This window comes from Mameliella sp. LZ-28, assembly GCF_012274245.1.
GTDB lineage: Bacteria > Pseudomonadota > Alphaproteobacteria > Rhodobacterales > Rhodobacteraceae > Antarctobacter > Antarctobacter albus.
Genome location: NZ_JAANYX010000008.1, coordinates 19,962 through 35,086 on the forward strand (window position 1 = coordinate 19,962; position 15,125 = coordinate 35,086).

At 68.5% G+C, this 15,125-nt stretch carries 15 protein-coding genes and 1 riboswitch; of the genes, 13 read left to right on the forward strand and 2 right to left on the reverse strand.

Annotation, left to right across the window (positions count from 1 at the left end):
- Nucleotides 1-3: 3 nt before the first annotated feature.
- Nucleotides 4-612, reverse strand: a complete 609-nt coding sequence (cobO, locus tag G9Q80_RS05215; protein ID WP_043146488.1) for a cob(I)yrinic acid a,c-diamide adenosyltransferase — start codon at nt 610-612, stop codon at nt 4-6.
- 91 nt (nt 613-703) lie between these two features.
- Nucleotides 704-895: riboswitch (cobalamin riboswitch) on the forward strand.
- 34 nt (nt 896-929) lie between these two features.
- On the opposite strand from cobO, the gene G9Q80_RS05220 reads away from it, so the two are divergent.
- From G9Q80_RS05220 to cobJ, 7 genes are read left to right on the forward strand one after another with little or no spacing between them, the layout of a single operon-like run.
- Nucleotides 930-1,349, forward strand: a complete 420-nt coding sequence (locus tag G9Q80_RS05220) for a DUF1636 family protein (RefSeq protein WP_088716727.1) — start codon at nt 930-932, stop codon at nt 1,347-1,349.
- Nucleotides 1,346-2,401: a cobalamin biosynthesis protein CobW gene (gene cobW / locus G9Q80_RS05225; protein ID WP_043146487.1), complete on the forward strand. Its 1,056-nt coding sequence runs from the start codon at nt 1,346-1,348 to the stop codon at nt 2,399-2,401. The genes G9Q80_RS05220 and cobW overlap by 4 nt, the downstream gene beginning before the upstream one ends.
- A 34-nt stretch (nt 2,402-2,435) precedes the next feature.
- On the forward strand, nt 2,436-5,798 hold the full coding sequence (gene cobN / locus G9Q80_RS05230; protein ID WP_088716726.1) for a cobaltochelatase subunit CobN: 3,363 nt from the start codon (nt 2,436-2,438) through the stop codon (nt 5,796-5,798).
- On the forward strand, nt 5,795-6,940 hold the full coding sequence (locus G9Q80_RS05235) for a ferredoxin-like domain-containing protein (RefSeq protein WP_088716725.1): 1,146 nt from the start codon (nt 5,795-5,797) through the stop codon (nt 6,938-6,940). Before cobN ends, G9Q80_RS05235 begins: the two co-directional genes overlap by 4 nt.
- Before the next feature lie 5 nt (nt 6,941-6,945).
- Nucleotides 6,946-7,575, forward strand: a complete 630-nt coding sequence (locus G9Q80_RS05240; RefSeq protein ID WP_088716724.1) for a precorrin-8X methylmutase — start codon at nt 6,946-6,948, stop codon at nt 7,573-7,575.
- Entirely contained in the window at nt 7,572-8,300 is a 729-nt protein-coding gene (locus G9Q80_RS05245; protein WP_088716723.1) for a precorrin-2 C(20)-methyltransferase, read from the forward strand. The genes G9Q80_RS05240 and G9Q80_RS05245 overlap by 4 nt, the downstream gene beginning before the upstream one ends.
- The gene (gene cobJ, locus G9Q80_RS05250; protein WP_088716722.1) at nt 8,297-9,049 is read left to right on the forward strand and encodes a precorrin-3B C(17)-methyltransferase; all 753 of its coding nucleotides are present in this window, start codon (nt 8,297-8,299) and stop codon (nt 9,047-9,049) included. The genes G9Q80_RS05245 and cobJ overlap by 4 nt, the downstream gene beginning before the upstream one ends.
- Here the strand turns inward: cobJ and G9Q80_RS05255 are convergent.
- A complete protein-coding gene (locus G9Q80_RS05255) occupies nt 9,022-9,777 on the reverse strand; it encodes a cobalt-precorrin-6A reductase (protein WP_088716721.1) in 756 nt (251 codons plus the stop codon). The genes cobJ and G9Q80_RS05255 overlap by 28 nt on opposite strands.
- On the opposite strand from G9Q80_RS05255, the gene cbiE reads away from it, so the two are divergent.
- From cbiE to cobF, 6 genes are read left to right on the forward strand one after another with little or no spacing between them, the layout of a single operon-like run.
- The gene (gene cbiE, locus G9Q80_RS05260) at nt 9,776-10,975 is read left to right on the forward strand and encodes a precorrin-6y C5,15-methyltransferase (decarboxylating) subunit CbiE (protein ID WP_088716720.1); all 1,200 of its coding nucleotides are present in this window, start codon (nt 9,776-9,778) and stop codon (nt 10,973-10,975) included. The two genes, G9Q80_RS05255 and cbiE, sit on opposite strands and share 2 nt — an antisense overlap.
- Complete coding sequence (locus G9Q80_RS05265; protein ID WP_074623221.1) at nt 10,972-11,340, forward strand: cobalamin biosynthesis protein; 369 nt, start codon at nt 10,972-10,974, stop codon at nt 11,338-11,340. The genes cbiE and G9Q80_RS05265 overlap by 4 nt, the downstream gene beginning before the upstream one ends.
- Nucleotides 11,337-12,131, forward strand: a complete 795-nt coding sequence (gene cobM / locus G9Q80_RS05270) for a precorrin-4 C(11)-methyltransferase (protein ID WP_088716719.1) — start codon at nt 11,337-11,339, stop codon at nt 12,129-12,131. The genes G9Q80_RS05265 and cobM overlap by 4 nt, the downstream gene beginning before the upstream one ends.
- Nucleotides 12,124-13,482, forward strand: coding sequence for a cobyrinic acid a,c-diamide synthase CobB (locus tag G9Q80_RS05275; RefSeq protein WP_088716748.1), 1,359 nt, complete (start codon nt 12,124-12,126; stop codon nt 13,480-13,482). Before cobM ends, G9Q80_RS05275 begins: the two co-directional genes overlap by 8 nt.
- Nucleotides 13,479-14,213: a uroporphyrinogen-III C-methyltransferase gene (gene cobA, locus G9Q80_RS05280; RefSeq protein ID WP_088716718.1), complete on the forward strand. Its 735-nt coding sequence runs from the start codon at nt 13,479-13,481 to the stop codon at nt 14,211-14,213. The genes G9Q80_RS05275 and cobA overlap by 4 nt, the downstream gene beginning before the upstream one ends.
- On the forward strand, nt 14,206-14,946 hold the full coding sequence (gene cobF, locus G9Q80_RS05285) for a precorrin-6A synthase (deacetylating) (protein ID WP_088716717.1): 741 nt from the start codon (nt 14,206-14,208) through the stop codon (nt 14,944-14,946). Before cobA ends, cobF begins: the two co-directional genes overlap by 8 nt.
- The last annotated feature ends 179 nt before the right edge of the window (nt 14,947-15,125 follow it).

Sequence of the window (15,125 nt, forward strand, 5' to 3'; positions counted from 1 at the left end):
GGTCTAGAACTCCACGCCTTTCTGCGCCTTCACGCCGTCGCGGAAGGGATGTTTGAGCAGCTCCATCTCTGTCACCAAGTCGGCGGCCTCGATCAACTCTGGCTTGGCGTTGCGGCCTGTCAGGCAGACATGGGTCATGGCCGGTTTCTGGTGCAGCAGGAACTCGACCACCTCGTCGATGTCGATGTAATCATAGCGCAGGGCGATGTTGATCTCGTCCAACAGGACGAACTGGATCTCGGGGTCGAGGATCTGCTCCTTGGCGATCTTCCAGCCGTTCTGCGCAGCGGCAATGTCTCGCTCGCGGTCCTGGGTTTCCCAGGTAAACCCCTCACCGGACACGAAGAACCGGCATTCATCGGCAAAGCGTTCACGGAGAAAGGTCTTTTCGCCGGTGTCCCAGTTGCCCTTGATGAACTGGACCACCGCGCAGGGCATGCCATGCGCGATGCAGCGCATGATCATCCCGAACCCGGCCGAACTCTTGCCCTTGCCCTTGCCGGTGTGGACCATGATCAGACCTTTTTCCTCGGTCTTGGTCTTCATCATCTCGTCGCGGGCGGCCTTGATGCGGCGCATCTTTTCGTTGTGGCGGGTTGTGATCTCGTCCATTGCGCGCTCCGTTGATCGATTCAGGCAGGAATTGCATCCGTGTCGCGCCCCGTCAACGTGCTTCGCGATTGACATGTCCGCCCGTCTGTCGCACCACCGCCCACACGATGGTTCCCCGGAGCACCCGGGGAGGACAACAGGGAACGCGGTGAAACCCCGCGGCTGCCCCCGCAACTGTAAGCGGTGAGCGCCCTCGCAACGTGCCACTGGCCAGACCGGCCGGGAAGGCGCGGGGGTGCCGCGACCCGCGAGCCAGGAGACCTGCCATCCCAGGTGCAACTTTAATCCCGGGCGGGGTGCCCCGGAGGAGGTCGGGAATGGATCACGATACGCAACAGGGGGCGGGCCATGCGCCGGTCGAACTGCTGGTCTGCGTCAAGTGTCGGCGTGGCGAAGAGGTGCCAGAGGGCGGTCAACGCCCGGGCCAGCGCCTGCACGATGCGCTGGCGGCGCGCGAGATGCCCGAGGGGGTCACGCTGACGCCGGTGGAATGCCTGCAGAACTGCGACTACGGCTGTTCCGTCGCCATGCGCGGCGGGGCGGAACGCTGGACCTACGTCTACGGAAACCTTCACGAAGCGTCGCATCCGGACCTGCTGGCCGAGGGCGTGGCGCTGTATCATGCGGCCCGCGACGGGGTGATCCCCTGGCGCGCGCGGCCCGAACATTTCAAACGCAATTGCATCGCGCGCATCCCGCCCGAACAGGCCAAAGCGCCGGAAAAGGACAAGACATGACCGATCTCGCCAAGCTTCCCGTCACCGTCATCACCGGCTTTCTGGGCTCGGGCAAGACGACGCTGATCACCCACCTGATGCAGAACCCGGGCGGCAAGCGGCTGGCCGTGGTGGTCAATGAATTCGGCGACGTGGGCGTCGATGGCGAGATCCTCAAGGGCTGTGCCATCCCCGATTGTCCGGCGGAAAATATCATGGAACTCGCCAACGGCTGCATCTGCTGCACCGTGGCCGATGATTTCATCCCGACCATCGAGGCGCTGATGGCGCTGGACCCGCGCCCGGAGCATATCCTGATCGAGACCTCGGGCCTGGCGCTGCCGAAACCACTGCTCAAGGCTTTTGACTGGCCGGACATCCGGTCGAAGATCACCGTAGATGGCGTGATCGCCCTGGCCGATGCCGAGGCGGTGGCCTCGGGGCGGTTCGCGCCAGACGTGGCAAAGGTGGATGCGCAGCGGCTGGCGGACGATTCGCTGGATCACGAGACGCCGCTGTCGGAGGTCTTCGAGGACCAGATTTCCTGCGCCGACATCATCCTGCTGACCAAGCCGGATCTGGCGGGTCCCGAGGGCGTGGCCAAGGCCAAGGAGATCATCGCCGCCGAGGCGCCGCGTCCGCTGCCGGTGATCGAGGTGGCCGAGGGCGCCGTCGACCCGCGCGTGATCCTGGGGCTGGAAGCGGCGGCAGAAGACGACATGGACGCCCGTCCCAGCCACCACGACGACCACGATGACCACGAGCACGACGATTTCGAATCCATTGTCGTGGACATTCCCGAGGTGTCCGCCCCCGCCGACCTGGTGGCGCGGATCGAGGACCTGGCCAAGAGCCAGAACATCCTGCGGGTCAAGGGCTATGCCAGCGTTGCCGGCAAGCCGATGCGCCTGCTGGTGCAGGCGGTGGGCGCACGGGTGCGGCACCAGTACGACCGTCCCTGGAAAGCGGACGAGGCCCGCCAGGGTCGGCTTGTCGTGATCGCCGAACATGACGACATCCACCCCGAGGCGATCCGTGCCGTGCTGGGCGTGGCCACGGAGGCGGCAGAGTAGGGCGGGGGTCTCCCCGCCGCGCCGGAGCGGTGCCATGCACGTCATCTTTCGCGAAAGCCACGGACTCGAAGAGAGCGAGACCCCGACCGACCTGGCGCAAAGCCCGGCGGACCTCGTGGTGCTGTCCTTCTCGGATTCCGACCTCGGCGCCTTTGCTGCGGGATGGGAACGGGGCGGCGGGCGCGAGGGGCGGATGCCCTCCCTGCGTCTGGCGAATATCGCGGCGCTGAAGCATCCGCTATCGGTCGATACCTATGTCGAACAGACGCTTGAGGGCGCCAAGGGCATCCTGATCCGCCTGATCGGTGGTGTGCCCTACTGGTCCTACGGCATCCAGCAGATCGCTGCCCTGGCGCAGGCGAAGGGGATCGCCTTGGCGGTTTTGCCCGGTGACGGGCGGGTCGATACGCGGCTGGACGAGGTTTCTACTCTTCCGGTCTCCACCCTGCGGCGGTTGGCCCATCTCTGCGACGCGGGCGGCGCGGTGGCGGCCCAGGCGGCGCTGGCGCAGATGGCGCTGGCGGCGGGGCTTTATGCCGGGCCGGTGCGTGGCGCCAAGGGGCTGCCCCAGGTGGGCGCCTGGCTGCCGGAGCACGGGGTCTGTTGCCCGGTCCTGGCCGCTGTGCGGGATGGCGAGGGCAGAGGGGGGCCGTCTGCCCCCCGCTTGCCGGAGGCAAGCCCCCCCGAGGGTATTTTCGCCAAGAAGAAACCGCGCCCGCTGGTCTGCCTGGTCTTCTATCGCTCGTATCTCGTCTCGGCGGATATGGCGCCGATGGAGGCGCTGTGCGCGACCTTGCGGGACCGCGGCTTTGACGTGATTGGGCTCTTTGCCCCGTCCTTGAAGGCGCCGGGTGCTTCGGGTTGGCTGGCGCGGCAGGTGGCGCATCTGGCCCCCGTCGCCATCGTCAATGCCACCGCCTTTTCCGGGCGCGGGGCCGAGGGGGCCTCGCCGCTGGATGCGGGCGATGTGCCCGTTTTCCAGGTTGCTCTGGCCACCTCCTCGCGTGCGGCCTGGGCCGAGGCGGAGCGTGGGTTGTCGCCAGCCGACCTTGCGATGCACGTGGTGTTGCCGGAGGTTGACGGGCGGTTGTTCGCCGGGGTGGCCTCGTTCAAGGAGCCGCAGGGGCGCGACCCTGACCTGCAATTCGCCCGGATGGTTCATGCGCCCGATGCGACCCGCGTCTGCGCGGTGGCCGACAGGGTGGCGCGTTGGCACGGGTTGGCGTCGTCCCCGGCGGCGGCACGGCGCCTAGCGCTGGTGCTCTCGACCTATCCGGGGCGGGACTGGAACCTCGCCCATGCGGTCGGGCTGGATGCCATCGCCTCGGCGGAGGCAATCCTGAAGGACCTCGCGGATGCCGGGCATGGGGTCGCTCAGGGGCTGGACGCCGATGACCTGCGGGCGGCGCGCATGACATGGCCGCTGCAGGACTACCTGGCGGCTTTGGCGCGTCTTCCCAGGGTGTTGCAGGACGATCTTTTCGCCGCATGGGGCGCGCCGGAGGCGGATCCGGATTTTGCGGAGGGCGGGTTTGCCTTTCGCGTTCTGGACCGGGGGAAGGCGCTGGTGGCGCTGCAGCCGGAACGCGGCACGCCCGAGACGCGGGACGACGACTACCACGACCTGTCCCGCGTGCCGCGCCATGCCTATGTCGCCTTTTACCTGTGGTTGCAGGGGCAGGCAGATGCGCTGATCCACATCGGGGCGCATGGCACGCTGGAATGGCTGCCGGGCAAGGCGGTTGCGCTGTCCGGGGCCTGCTGGCCCGAGGCGCTGACAGGCGGTATGCCGGTGATCTATCCCTTCATCGTCAACGACCCTGGTGAGGCGGCGCAGGCAAAGCGCCGCATCGGCGCGGTGACGCTGGGCCATGTGCCGCCGCCCTTGCGAGATGCCGCGGTTCCGGAACGGCTGGCCCGGCTTGAATCCCTTCTGGACGAGTTTTCAAATGCCGACGGGCTGGACCCGAAGCGGCGCGACCGGCTGATGCAGGACATCCGGGCAGAGGCGCAGGCGGTTGGCGTGGAAGGCGACCTTGGCCTCGAGACCAGCGCCAGCAGTGCCGAGGCGATCACCCGGATTGACCGGTTCGTCTGCGACGTCAAGGAAAGCCAGTTCGGCGACGGTCTGCATGTCTGGGGCCGGGCGCCCGTGGCGGGCGGCGGGTTCGATGCGGCAGAGTCCGCTGCGGCCGAACGGAGGGCGCTGATCGACGCGCTGGATGGCAAGCGGATCGCTTCCGGTCCGTCGGGGTCACCTTACCGGGGGCGGACCGATGTGCTGCCGACCGGGCGCAACCTGTTTACCACCGATCCACGCTCGGTTCCGACACGCAGTGCCTATGCGCAGGGCGTCAAGCTGGGCGAGGAACTGGTGCGGCGGCATCTGCAGGACGAGGGCGACTGGCCGCGCGGGCTGATCGTCGATCTCTGGGGATCGGCCACCATGCGAACGGCGGGCGAGGAATTTGCGATGGCGCTGCACCTGCTGGGCGTGCGGCCGGTCTGGGACCAGGGCAGCGAGCGGGTGAGCGGGGTCGAGATCATCCCCATTGCCGAGCTGGAGCGGCCCCGGGTCGACGTCACGCTGCGGGTGTCCGGCCTGTTCCGCGATGTCTTTCCGACGCTTTCGGTGCTGTTTGGTCAGGCGGTCAAGGCGCTCTCCGAACGGGACGAGGCGCGCGACTGGAACCCCTTTGTCGGGCGGGCCGGGGCGCGGGTCTTTGGCCCGGCGCCGGGGTCCTTCGGGCTCGGGATCGGGGCGCAGATCGGGGACTATTCGGACGGGTCGCGGCAGGCCGCGGGCGAGGCATGGCTTGCGGCCTCGGCCTGGGCCTACGACCGGGGGGAGGGCGAAAGGGATGCCGAGGGCCTGCGGGACCGGGTGCGCGCGGCAGAGGCATTTGTGCACCTGCAGGACCTGCCGGAAACCGACCTTCTGCTGGCGGAGGATTACGCCAGCCACGAGGCGGGTTTTGCCGCGGCGCAGGGTGTGACCGGGGGCAAGGCCGCGCTGTATCACATGGACAACACCGATCCGTCGCGGCCCCGTGCGCGGGGCCTGACCGAAGAGATCGCCCGGGTGGTGCAGGCGCGGGCGGCGAACCCGGCCTGGCTGGCTGGGATGCAACGCCACGGGTTCCGGGGGGCGGCGGAGATCGCGGCGACGCTGGAGAACATGGCCGCCTTTGCGCAACTGGCGGACGTCGTGCCGGGGCATCTCTTTGACCTCTATTACGACGCGACGCTGGGCGACGATGCGGTGACGGCGTTCCTGCAGGACGCCAACCCCGAGGCACTGGCGGCCATGCGGGCGCGGTTTGCAGCCCTGCACGCGGCGGGACTCTGGCAAACGCGGCGCAACTCGATCCTCGCCGCGCTGGAGGCGGCGGAATGAGCGTCCCCGAGATCAAGGGCTGGTGCCCTGGGGCCTGGCGCCCGATGCTGTCGGGCGACGGGCTGGTGGTGCGGGTGCGCCCGCATCTTGCGCGGCTGGATGCCGATCAGGCGCGGGGGCTGGCGGATGTTGCCGATGCCCTTGGCAGCGGCGTGGTCGAGGTGACGGCGCGAGCCAATCTGCAACTGCGCGGTGTCACGGAGGCGGGCTATCTGCAGGTGATCGCCCGGCTGGATGCGCTGGGCCTCTTGCCCGGCGATGCCGAGAGCGAGGCGCGCCGCAACGTGATCCTCGATCCCTTTGACGATGGCCGGGCCGAACGCATGGCCGAGGCGCTGTACCTTGGGCTGGAGGCAGCGCGCTTTGCGGCTCTGCCGGGGAAGTTCGGCTTCGTGGTCGATCCGGGGCCCAAACGGAGGCTGGAGGGGATCAGCGGGGACATCCGGATCGAAGCGGCGGAGGGTGGTTTGATTGTCCGGGCCGATGGCTGCGCCACAGGGCGACCCGTGGCCGAGGCCGAGGCGGTGTCTCTGGCGCTGGACCTGGCGGCCTGGTTCCTTGACAGCGGTGGCGTCGGGGGTGACGGGCGCGGGCGTATGGCGCGGCACATCGCGGCGGGCGCCGAACTGCCAGACCATTTGCGCGGCGATGCCGTCCCGTGCGCCGCAGTCCCGGCCCCCGAGCCGGGACCTCTCACCGGCGGGTTCTGCGTGGCCGCCCCCTTTGGCCTCTTCAGCGCGCAGGCCCTGCGTCACCTCGCCGAAACCGCCCCGGACCTCCGCGTGACGCCCTTCCGGATGCTCTACCTGCCCGGTGTCTCGGCACTGGACGCCCACGCGGTCCTCGTCACAGATCCGCGCGACCCGATCCGCCGGATCGAGGCCTGCACCGGCGCGCCCGGCTGCCCGCAGGCCAGCGTCGCCACCCGCGACCTGGCCCGCGCCCTTGCCCCGCATGTGCCCGACGGCCAGCGCTGGCATGTCTCGGGCTGCGCCAAGGGTTGTGCCTTTCCGCGCTCTGCCGACCGTACCCTGGTGGGGCGCGACGGCGCATTCGATCTTGTCATGCCGGGGGCGCCGTGGGATGAGCCGCACCGCCGCGGGCTGACCCCTTCGGACATCAACGAACTCAGCAGGCCCTGAACTCAATGCCCTATACATACGAAAAAGACGGCGCGGCTATCTACAAGGAGAGCTTTGCCACCATCCGAGCCGAGGCAGAGCTGGACCGTTTTGCGGCGGACGAGGAACAGGTGGTTGTGCGCATGATCCACGCCGCCGGGCTGGTCGGGCTGGAACGCGACGTGAAGGTCTCGCCCGGCATGGTTTCGGCGGCGCGGACGGCGCTGGAGGCGGGCGCGCCGATCTTTTGCGATGCCTTCATGGTCTCCGAAGGCGTGACGCGCAAACGCCTGCCTGCGGGCAATGACGTGATCTGCACCCTGCGCGAGCCCGAGGTGCCGGATCTGGCCGCGAGGCTGGGCACGACGCGCTCGGCGGCGGCGCTGGAACTGTGGCGCCCCCGGCTGGCGGGCGCCTTGGTGGCCATCGGCAATGCGCCCACGGCGCTGTTTCACCTGCTGGAAATGCTCGAGGACCCGGAGTGCCCGCGCCCGGCGGCGATCATCGGCTGCCCGGTGGGTTTTGTCGGCGCGCGCGAAAGCAAGGATGCCTTGTGGGAGGCACAGCCGGTGCCCTCGCTGATCGTCGAGGGACGGCTGGGCGGCAGCGCCATCACCGTCGCGGCCATCAACGCCATCGCGAGCCGCGCGGAATGAGGGGCGGGACGGTTTTCGGCGTCGGGCTGGGCCCCGGCGACCCCGAGTTGATGAGCGTGCGCGCCGATCGTCTGGTCCGCAACGCGCGGCACGTGGCCTTTTTCCGCAAGGCGGGGCGGTCAGGCCGCGCACGCGGGATCGTCGACGGGATGCTGCGCGAGGATGCGGTGGAATTCGCGATGGAATACCCCGTGACGACGGAAATTCCTCTGGAGGACCCGCGCTACAACCAGATCCTTGCGGCCTTCTACGCCGATTGTGTCGCGCACCTGAAGGCGCTGGTGGCGGCGGGTGAGGACGTGGTGGTGCTCTGTGAAGGAGACCCCTTCTTCTACGGCTCTTTCATGCATCTCTATACCCGGCTCAAGGACGACGTGCCGGTGCAGGTGGTGCCCGCGATCACCGGCATGTCAGCGGCCTGGACGGCGACCGGCGCGCCCGTCACCTGGGGCGATGACATCCTGTCCGTGCTGATGGGGACGCTGCCCCTGGCGGAACTGACGCGCGGCGCGCTGGATGCGGATGCGCTGGTGGTAATGAAGATCGGGCGCAACCTGCCCAAGATCCGCGAGGCGCTGCAGGCGGCGGGCAAGATGGACCGCGCCTGGCTGGTGGAATACGCCAGCATGGAGGGCCAGACCGTCATGCCTCTGGCCGAGGCATCGGATCGCGTGTCGCCCTATTTCTCGATCGTCATCGTGCATGGACAAGGACGGCGGCCATGAGCGGATGGGTCGTGATTGCCGGGCTGGGCCCGGGGGACGAAGCGTTGGTGACCCCCGAAGTGTCGGCGGCCGTGCAGGAGGCGACCGATATCGTCGGCTATATTCCCTACGTGCGCCGCATCGCGCCGCGCGACGGGCTGCGCCTGCACGAAAGCGACAACCGCGTGGAACTGGACCGCGCGCGCCATGCACTGGAAATGGCGGCAGAGGGGCGACGGGTGGTCGTGGTGTCCTCTGGCGATCCGGGCGTCTTCGCGATGGCATCGGCGGTGTTCGAGGCGGTGGAGGCCGGACCCGACGCCTGGCGCGCGCTGGAGATCCGAGTGCTGCCCGGCATCACCGCGATGCTTGCGGCGGCGGCCAAGGCCGGCGCGCCCTTGGGTCATGATTTCTGCGCCATCAACCTTAGCGACAACCTCAAACCCTGGACGTTGATCGAAAAACGCCTGCGGCTGGCGGCAGAGGCGGATTTTGCGATGGGGTTTTACAATCCCCGATCCAAGTCCCGTCCCGAGGGCTTTGGCCGTGCCTTGGACGTGTTGCGCGAAGCCTGCGAACCGGAGCGGGTGATCATCTTTGCCCGTGCCGTGTCGACGCCCGAGGAAGAGCTGCGGGTGGTCCGCCTGAGCGATGCCACGCCCGAAATGGCCGACATGCGCACCGTCGTCCTTGTCGGCTCGTCCCTGACACGGGTGATCGAGCGGGACGGCGCGCCTTGGGTCTACACTCCCAGGTCCGTCCCGGCATGAGCCAACCAGTCGAGCACTTCTGTCGGCGTCGCGACCTCGTGCCTGTCCGGCAGGGCGGGGCGGTCGATCATCACGACGGGGATGTTCAAGGCACGCGCGGCGTCGAGCTTGGCCGAGGCGCCGCTGCCGCCCGCGTTCTTGGACACCACCAGGTCGATGCCGTGTTCCTGCATCAGCGCGCGGTCGCCATCGGGGGTGAACGGCCCACGATCCACGATGACATGGTATTCGGCAAAGGGCGGCGGAGTTTTCGGCGGATCGACCAGCCGCAGCAGGTAGAAATGCTGCGGGTTGGGGGCAAACTCGTCCAGGTGCATCCGGCCCACGGCCAGCATGACGCGGCGGGGCGCCGTGTCCAGCGCGGCGACCGCCCCGGCAATGTCCGGCACGTGGCGCCAGCGGTCGCCGGCCTGCGGCTGCCAGGCGGGCCGGGTCAGGGTCAGCATGGGGATACCCGCCTGTTGGGCCGCGTGCACCGCGTTCGCGCTCATCTGCGCGGCAAAGGGGTGGGTGGCGTCGACCAGGTGCGTGATGCCGGTGTCACGGATGTACCTTGCAAGCCCCTCGACTCCGCCGAACCCGCCGACCCGCTGCGGCAAGGGCTGGCGGCGCGGGCGGTCGACCCGTCCCGCAAAGCTGACGGTGCCCCGAAGCCCGCGTTCCGCCATCAGGTTGGCCAGCGCCGTGGCCTCTGTCGTGCCGCCCAGGATCAGGAGGTTCGGGGTCATGTCTGAGGGCGCTCCCTGGCTGGTGATCATCGGTCTGGGCGAAGATGGACCGGAGGGGCTGTCCCCTGCAAGCCGTGCCGCGCTGGAACGGGCCGAAATCATCATGGGGCCACCGCGTCACCTGGCCTTGCTGCCGGACATGGGCGCGGAGCATGTGGAATGGCCAGTGCCTTTTGCCGATGGGCTGGATCTGTTGGAAGGGTACAGGGGCCGTCAGGTGGCGGTACTGGCCTCGGGGGATCCCTTCTGGTTCGGCGCGGGCAGCGTGATCGCGCGGAGGTTCGAACCCGGCGAGTGGCAGGCCTTGCCGGGTGTGTCCTGTTTCTCGCTTGCGGCGGCGCGGCTGGGCTGGACCCTGGACAAGGTGCTGTGCCTCGGGCACCACGCGGCGCCCTTGACGCGGTTGCGATCTTACCTGGCCCCTGGCGTGCGGATGATCCTCACCCTGCGCGATGGCGACGCCGTGGCGGACCTGGGCGGATACCTTGCCGGGCTTGGATTCGGCGCCTCGCGGCTTTGGGTGATGGAGGCGCTGGGCGGTCCGCGGGAACATGTGACCGAGGTGCAGGCAGATGCGGTATCCGGGGTGTTCTCGCACCCCGTTGTCGTGGCGGTCGAGATCGCGGGCGAAGGGGCCGTGTTGCCCTGTACCTCGGGCATCGACGACGGTTTTTTCGACAGCGACGGCGTGATGACCAAGCGCCCGGTGCGGGCGCTGACGCTGTCGGCGCTTGCGTCGAAACCGGGGGAACGGCTTTGGGACATCGGTGGAGGCTCTGGCAGCATCGGGATCGAGTGGCTGCTGAGCCATCCGACGACCCAGGCCGTGACCGTCGAGCCGCGCGCGGACCGGATTGCGCTGATCCGCGCCAATGCGGCAGCGCTGGGCGTGGACCGCTTGCAGGTGGTCGAAGGCCGCGCGCCGGAGGCTCTGGCGGGGTTGGACGCGCCGGACGTGGTCTTTGTCGGCGGGGGATTGAGCGGGGACCTGCTGGACTGGCTGTTTTCGCACCTGCCCGGCGGAACGCGATTGGTGGCCAACGCGGTGACGCTGGAAAGCGAGGCGCAGTTGATCGCGGCCCATGCGGCGCGGGGCGGTGACCTGTTGCGGATCGAACTGGCGCAAGCGGCGGCACTTGGCCCGCGCCGGGGATGGAAAGCCGCCTACCCGGTGGTGCAATGGAGCGTGACGTTGTGATCGTCGCGGGGTTCGGATTTCGTGGCGCGGTCTCGGTGCAGGGCCTGGCCGATGCATTGGACGGGGCTGGATCGGGGCAGACGGTCTCGGCGCTTGCCACTGCTGCGGACAAGGCGGAAACGCCAGTATTCATGGCCTTCGCGCGCCAGATGGGGCTGCCGGTGATCGGGATTGACGCCGCCACGCTCTCGGCGCAGGAGGTGAGAACGCAATCGGTGGCCAGCACGGCGGCGCGCCAGACCGGCAGCCTTGCCGAGGCGGCGGCACTGGCGGCGGCGGGGCCGGGGGCGCGGCTGATCGTGACACGGGTCGTGTCAGAGGACCGCATGGCGACCTGCGCGCTGGCAGAAGGAGAGGGCGCATGACAGTTCATTTCATCGGGGCAGGACCGGGGGCAGCGGACCTTTTGACCCTGCGCGGGCGCGACCTGATCGCCGCCTGTCCGGTCTGTCTTTACGCGGGGTCTTTGGTGCCCGAGGCCGTGCTGGGGCATTGCCCGCCGGATGCGAAGATCGTGAACACGGCGCCGATGGATCTTGACGCCATCGTCGCGGAAATCGCCGCGGCCCATGCAGAGGGCAAGCACGTGGCGCGGCTGCACTCCGGCGACCTGTCGGTCTGGTCGGCGATGGGTGAACAGTTGCGGCGGCTGGACGCTCTGGGCATTCCCTATGACGTGACGCCGGGCGTGCCCTCTTTCTCGGCGGCGGCGGCAGCTCTGGCGGTGGAGCTGACGGTGCCGGAACTGGCGCAATCGGTTGTCTTGACGCGCACGCAGGGCCGCGCCTCGCCCATGCCCGAGGGCGAGAGCCTTGCGAATTTCGCCCGCACCGGCGCGACGCTGGCGCTACACCTGTCGGTGGGGCAACTAGAAAAGGTTCAGGCCGACCTGCTGCCCGGCTATGGCGCCGATTGCCCCGTGGCCGTGGTCTATCGCGCCAGCTGGCCCGACCAGCGGGTGATCCGCTGCACGCTGGGCACGTTGACAGAGGCGGTGGACGACGGGATTTCGCGCACGGCGCTGATCCTTGTGGGCGCAGCGCTGGGCGAGGGGCCGCGTGCGGAAAGCCGGCTCTATGCGGCGGATTATGACAGGCGCTACCGGCCGCAGAGCGCCGATAGCCCCTGGGCGGAGTGGCAACATGGCGATGACTGATCTTCCCCCCGGCCTGATGATCTCGGCCCCCGCCTCGGGCACCGGCAAGACCACCGTCATGCTGGGGCTGCTGCGGGCCTTGCGCGACGAGGGTCTATCTGTGCAACCCTTCAAGTCCGGCCCGGACTACATCGATCCGGCCTTTCACCTCGCGGCCAGCGGGCGGGCGTCGTTCAACCTGGATACCTGGGCGATGGAAGGTGGCTTGCTTGATGCGGTCGCGGCGCAGGCTAGTGGCGCGGATATCTGCATCGGTGAAGGGTCGATGGGGCTTTATGACGGTGTGGCGACGCGCGGGCAGTCGGGCTTCGGCTCTTCGGCAGAGACGGCGCGGCGCATGGGCTGGCCCGTCGTGCTGGTCGTGGACGTGGGTGGACAGGCGCAATCGGCGGCGGCCACGGCGATGGGATTCCGGGACTACATGCCCGATCTGCCCTTCGCTGGCGTGATCCTGAACCGCTGCGCCTCTCCCCGGCATGAACGCCTGACGCGGCTGGGCATGGAGAAGGCGGGGATCAATGTCCTGGGCGTGCTGCCCCGGCGCGGTGATCTGACCCTGCCGGAACGGCACCTGGGCCTGATCCAGGCGGTCGAGCACCCCGACCTTGAGGCGGCGATCGCGGGCTACGCCGATTTCCTGCGCGACCATGTCGATCTTGCGACGATCCGGGCCGTTGCGGATGGGAGGTCGGACGCCCCGGCCACCGGGCTGCGCCCGGCAGCGGCCCGCCCGCCAGCCGCATCCGACCTGCCGCGCCCCCCGGCGCAGCGTATCGCGCTGGCCCGGGACGCGGCTTTTTCCTTTACCTATCCGCATTTGCTGGAAGGCTGGCGCGCGGCAGGAGCCGAGATCCTGCCGTTTTCGCCGCTCGCGGACGAGGCGCCGGACGTGAGCGCCGACATGGTCTGGCTGCCTGGCGGCTACCCCGAGCTGCACGCAGGGCGGCTGGCGGCGGCAGACCGCTTCCGTGCCGGGCTGCGGGCCTTTGCCGAAACGCGGCCCGTGCATGGCGAATGCGGTGGATACATGGCGCTTGGCGCAGCATTGGTGGACAAGGAGGGTGTTTCGCATCGGATGGCGGGCCTTTTGGGGCTGGTCACCTCGTATGAAAAACGCAAGTTCCACCTGGGGTATCGCCGCGCCGTGCTGGAGGCGGAGATGACGGGCTTTGCGCCTGGGACAGCCCTGCGCGGGCATGAATTCCATTATTCCACCATCCTGGACCAACCCGACGCGCCGCTGGCGGCGGTCGCGGATGCGGATGGCAACCCGGTGCCAGAGACCGGCTCTCGCAAGGGGCATGTCACCGGCACCTTCTTTCACCTGATCACGGCGGAGGTTCCGGCATGAGCGGTTTCGTCAGTTTCGTGGGCAGCGGTCCGGGCGATCCCGAGCTTCTGACGCTCAAGGCCGTGGACCGGCTGAGACGCGCCGACGCGGTGCTCTTCGATGACCTGTCCTCTGGACCGATCCTGAGCCATGTGCGGCCGGGTGCCGACCTGATCGGCGTGGGCAAACGGGCCGGGCGGCCCTCGCCCAAGCAGAACCATGTCAGCCAGTTGCTGGTGGAGTACGCGCAGGAGGGCGGGCGGATTGTCCGTTTGAAATCAGGGGATTCCGGGCTGTTCGGGCGGCTTGAGGAAGAACAGGTGGCGCTGCGCGCGGCGGGCATCGACTATGAGATCATTCCCGGCATTCCCTCTGCCGTGGCGGCGGCGGCGGCCTGTGGCATTCCCCTGACCCGGCGGCTGACGGCGCGGCGGGTGCAATTCGTCACCGGGCATGATGCCAGCGGCGCGTTGCCCCCGGACCTGGACCTCAAGGCGCTGGCCGATCCCGGCGCCATGACGGTGGTCTTCATGGGCAAGCGGACCTTTCCGAAACTGGCAGAAGCCTTGATTTCCAATGGCTTGCCAGGGACGACCCCGGCCATCCTGGCCGAGGCGGTCTGTACCTCCGAGCAGAGCCTGCACAGGGACACGGTGGCGGGTCTGTCGGCGCGACTGGCGGGCGAGATCGGGACCAAACCGGCGCTGATCCTGTACGGGCCGATGGCCGAATTGGGGGTGGGGTTTGACTGAGCTCTGGCTGGTCGGGATCGGGACAGGCAACCCGGACCATCTGACCTTGCAGGGCCAGCGCGCATTGCGCGAGGCCGCGACGGTGCTGATCCCGAGAAAGGGCGCCGCCAAGGAGGATCTGGCCGAGGTGCGCCACGAGATATTGCGGCGCGCGGGCGCGGTGGCACAGGTTGTGCCCTTTGACATGCCGGTTCGGGATGAGAACCTGCCCTACCAGGAGCGGGTGGCGCGCTGGCACGACGCCATTGCCGACCGCTGGATCGCGGCGCTGGACGGCGCGCCCGAAGGGCCCGTGGCTCTGCTGGTCTGGGGCGATCCGGGGTTGTACGACAGCACGTTGCGGATTGCGGAACGGCTGAGCGGCGAGGTGAAAGTCAAGGTTTTCCCGGGGGTTACGGCGCTTCAGGCGCTGACGGCCGCCCATGCGATCCCGTTCAACACGGTCAATGGCGCGGTCATGGTCACGACCGGACGACGTCTGCGCGATCACGGCTGGCCCGCGGGGGCAGAGACCGTGGTGGTCATGCTGGATGGTGAGTGTTCCTTTCAACAGATTGATCCAAAAGGGGTTTCGATCTGGTGGGGCGGCTTTCTGGGGATGCCGGAACAGGTGCTGGAGGCCGGGCCTTTGGCGGATACGGCCGCCCGGATCGTGGCCACGCGAGCCGAGGCGCGGGCGCGGCACGGCTGGATCATGGACACTTATCTGATGCGGAAAGACGAGCGGGGCTGAGGCCCCGGATCTTGTACGTTTTGTACAAAACGTACGTCGAAATCAGCATTTTGTACAAAGCGGCAAGGGATCGTTAACCCATTGCCGTGACCGTCGCGGACCGCGCCGGGAAATCCGGACTCGGTTGCCGGGAAAGTCCTGTTAGACTGCAGGCGGATTTTCCCCTGCCGAAGGACGTT

Coding starts and splice junctions, on each gene's coding strand:
- G9Q80_RS05240 (WP_088716724.1), top strand. CDS start 6,946: ATGCCCTATACATACGAAAAAGACGGCGCGGCTATCTACAAGGAGAGC.
- cobA (WP_088716718.1), top strand. CDS start 13,479: ATGAGCGGTTTCGTCAGTTTCGTGGGCAGCGGTCCGGGCGATCCCGAG.
- cobO (WP_043146488.1), bottom strand. CDS start 612: ATGGACGAGATCACAACCCGCCACAACGAAAAGATGCGCCGCATCAAG.
- cobN (WP_088716726.1), top strand. CDS start 2,436: ATGCACGTCATCTTTCGCGAAAGCCACGGACTCGAAGAGAGCGAGACC.
- G9Q80_RS05245 (WP_088716723.1), top strand. CDS start 7,572: ATGAGGGGCGGGACGGTTTTCGGCGTCGGGCTGGGCCCCGGCGACCCC.
- G9Q80_RS05220 (WP_088716727.1), top strand. CDS start 930: ATGGATCACGATACGCAACAGGGGGCGGGCCATGCGCCGGTCGAACTG.
- G9Q80_RS05235 (WP_088716725.1), top strand. CDS start 5,795: ATGAGCGTCCCCGAGATCAAGGGCTGGTGCCCTGGGGCCTGGCGCCCG.
- cobM (WP_088716719.1), top strand. CDS start 11,337: ATGACAGTTCATTTCATCGGGGCAGGACCGGGGGCAGCGGACCTTTTG.
- cobW (WP_043146487.1), top strand. CDS start 1,346: ATGACCGATCTCGCCAAGCTTCCCGTCACCGTCATCACCGGCTTTCTG.
- G9Q80_RS05275 (WP_088716748.1), top strand. CDS start 12,124: ATGACTGATCTTCCCCCCGGCCTGATGATCTCGGCCCCCGCCTCGGGC.
- cbiE (WP_088716720.1), top strand. CDS start 9,776: ATGTCTGAGGGCGCTCCCTGGCTGGTGATCATCGGTCTGGGCGAAGAT.
- G9Q80_RS05255 (WP_088716721.1), bottom strand. CDS start 9,777: ATGACCCCGAACCTCCTGATCCTGGGCGGCACGACAGAGGCCACGGCG.
- cobJ (WP_088716722.1), top strand. CDS start 8,297: ATGAGCGGATGGGTCGTGATTGCCGGGCTGGGCCCGGGGGACGAAGCG.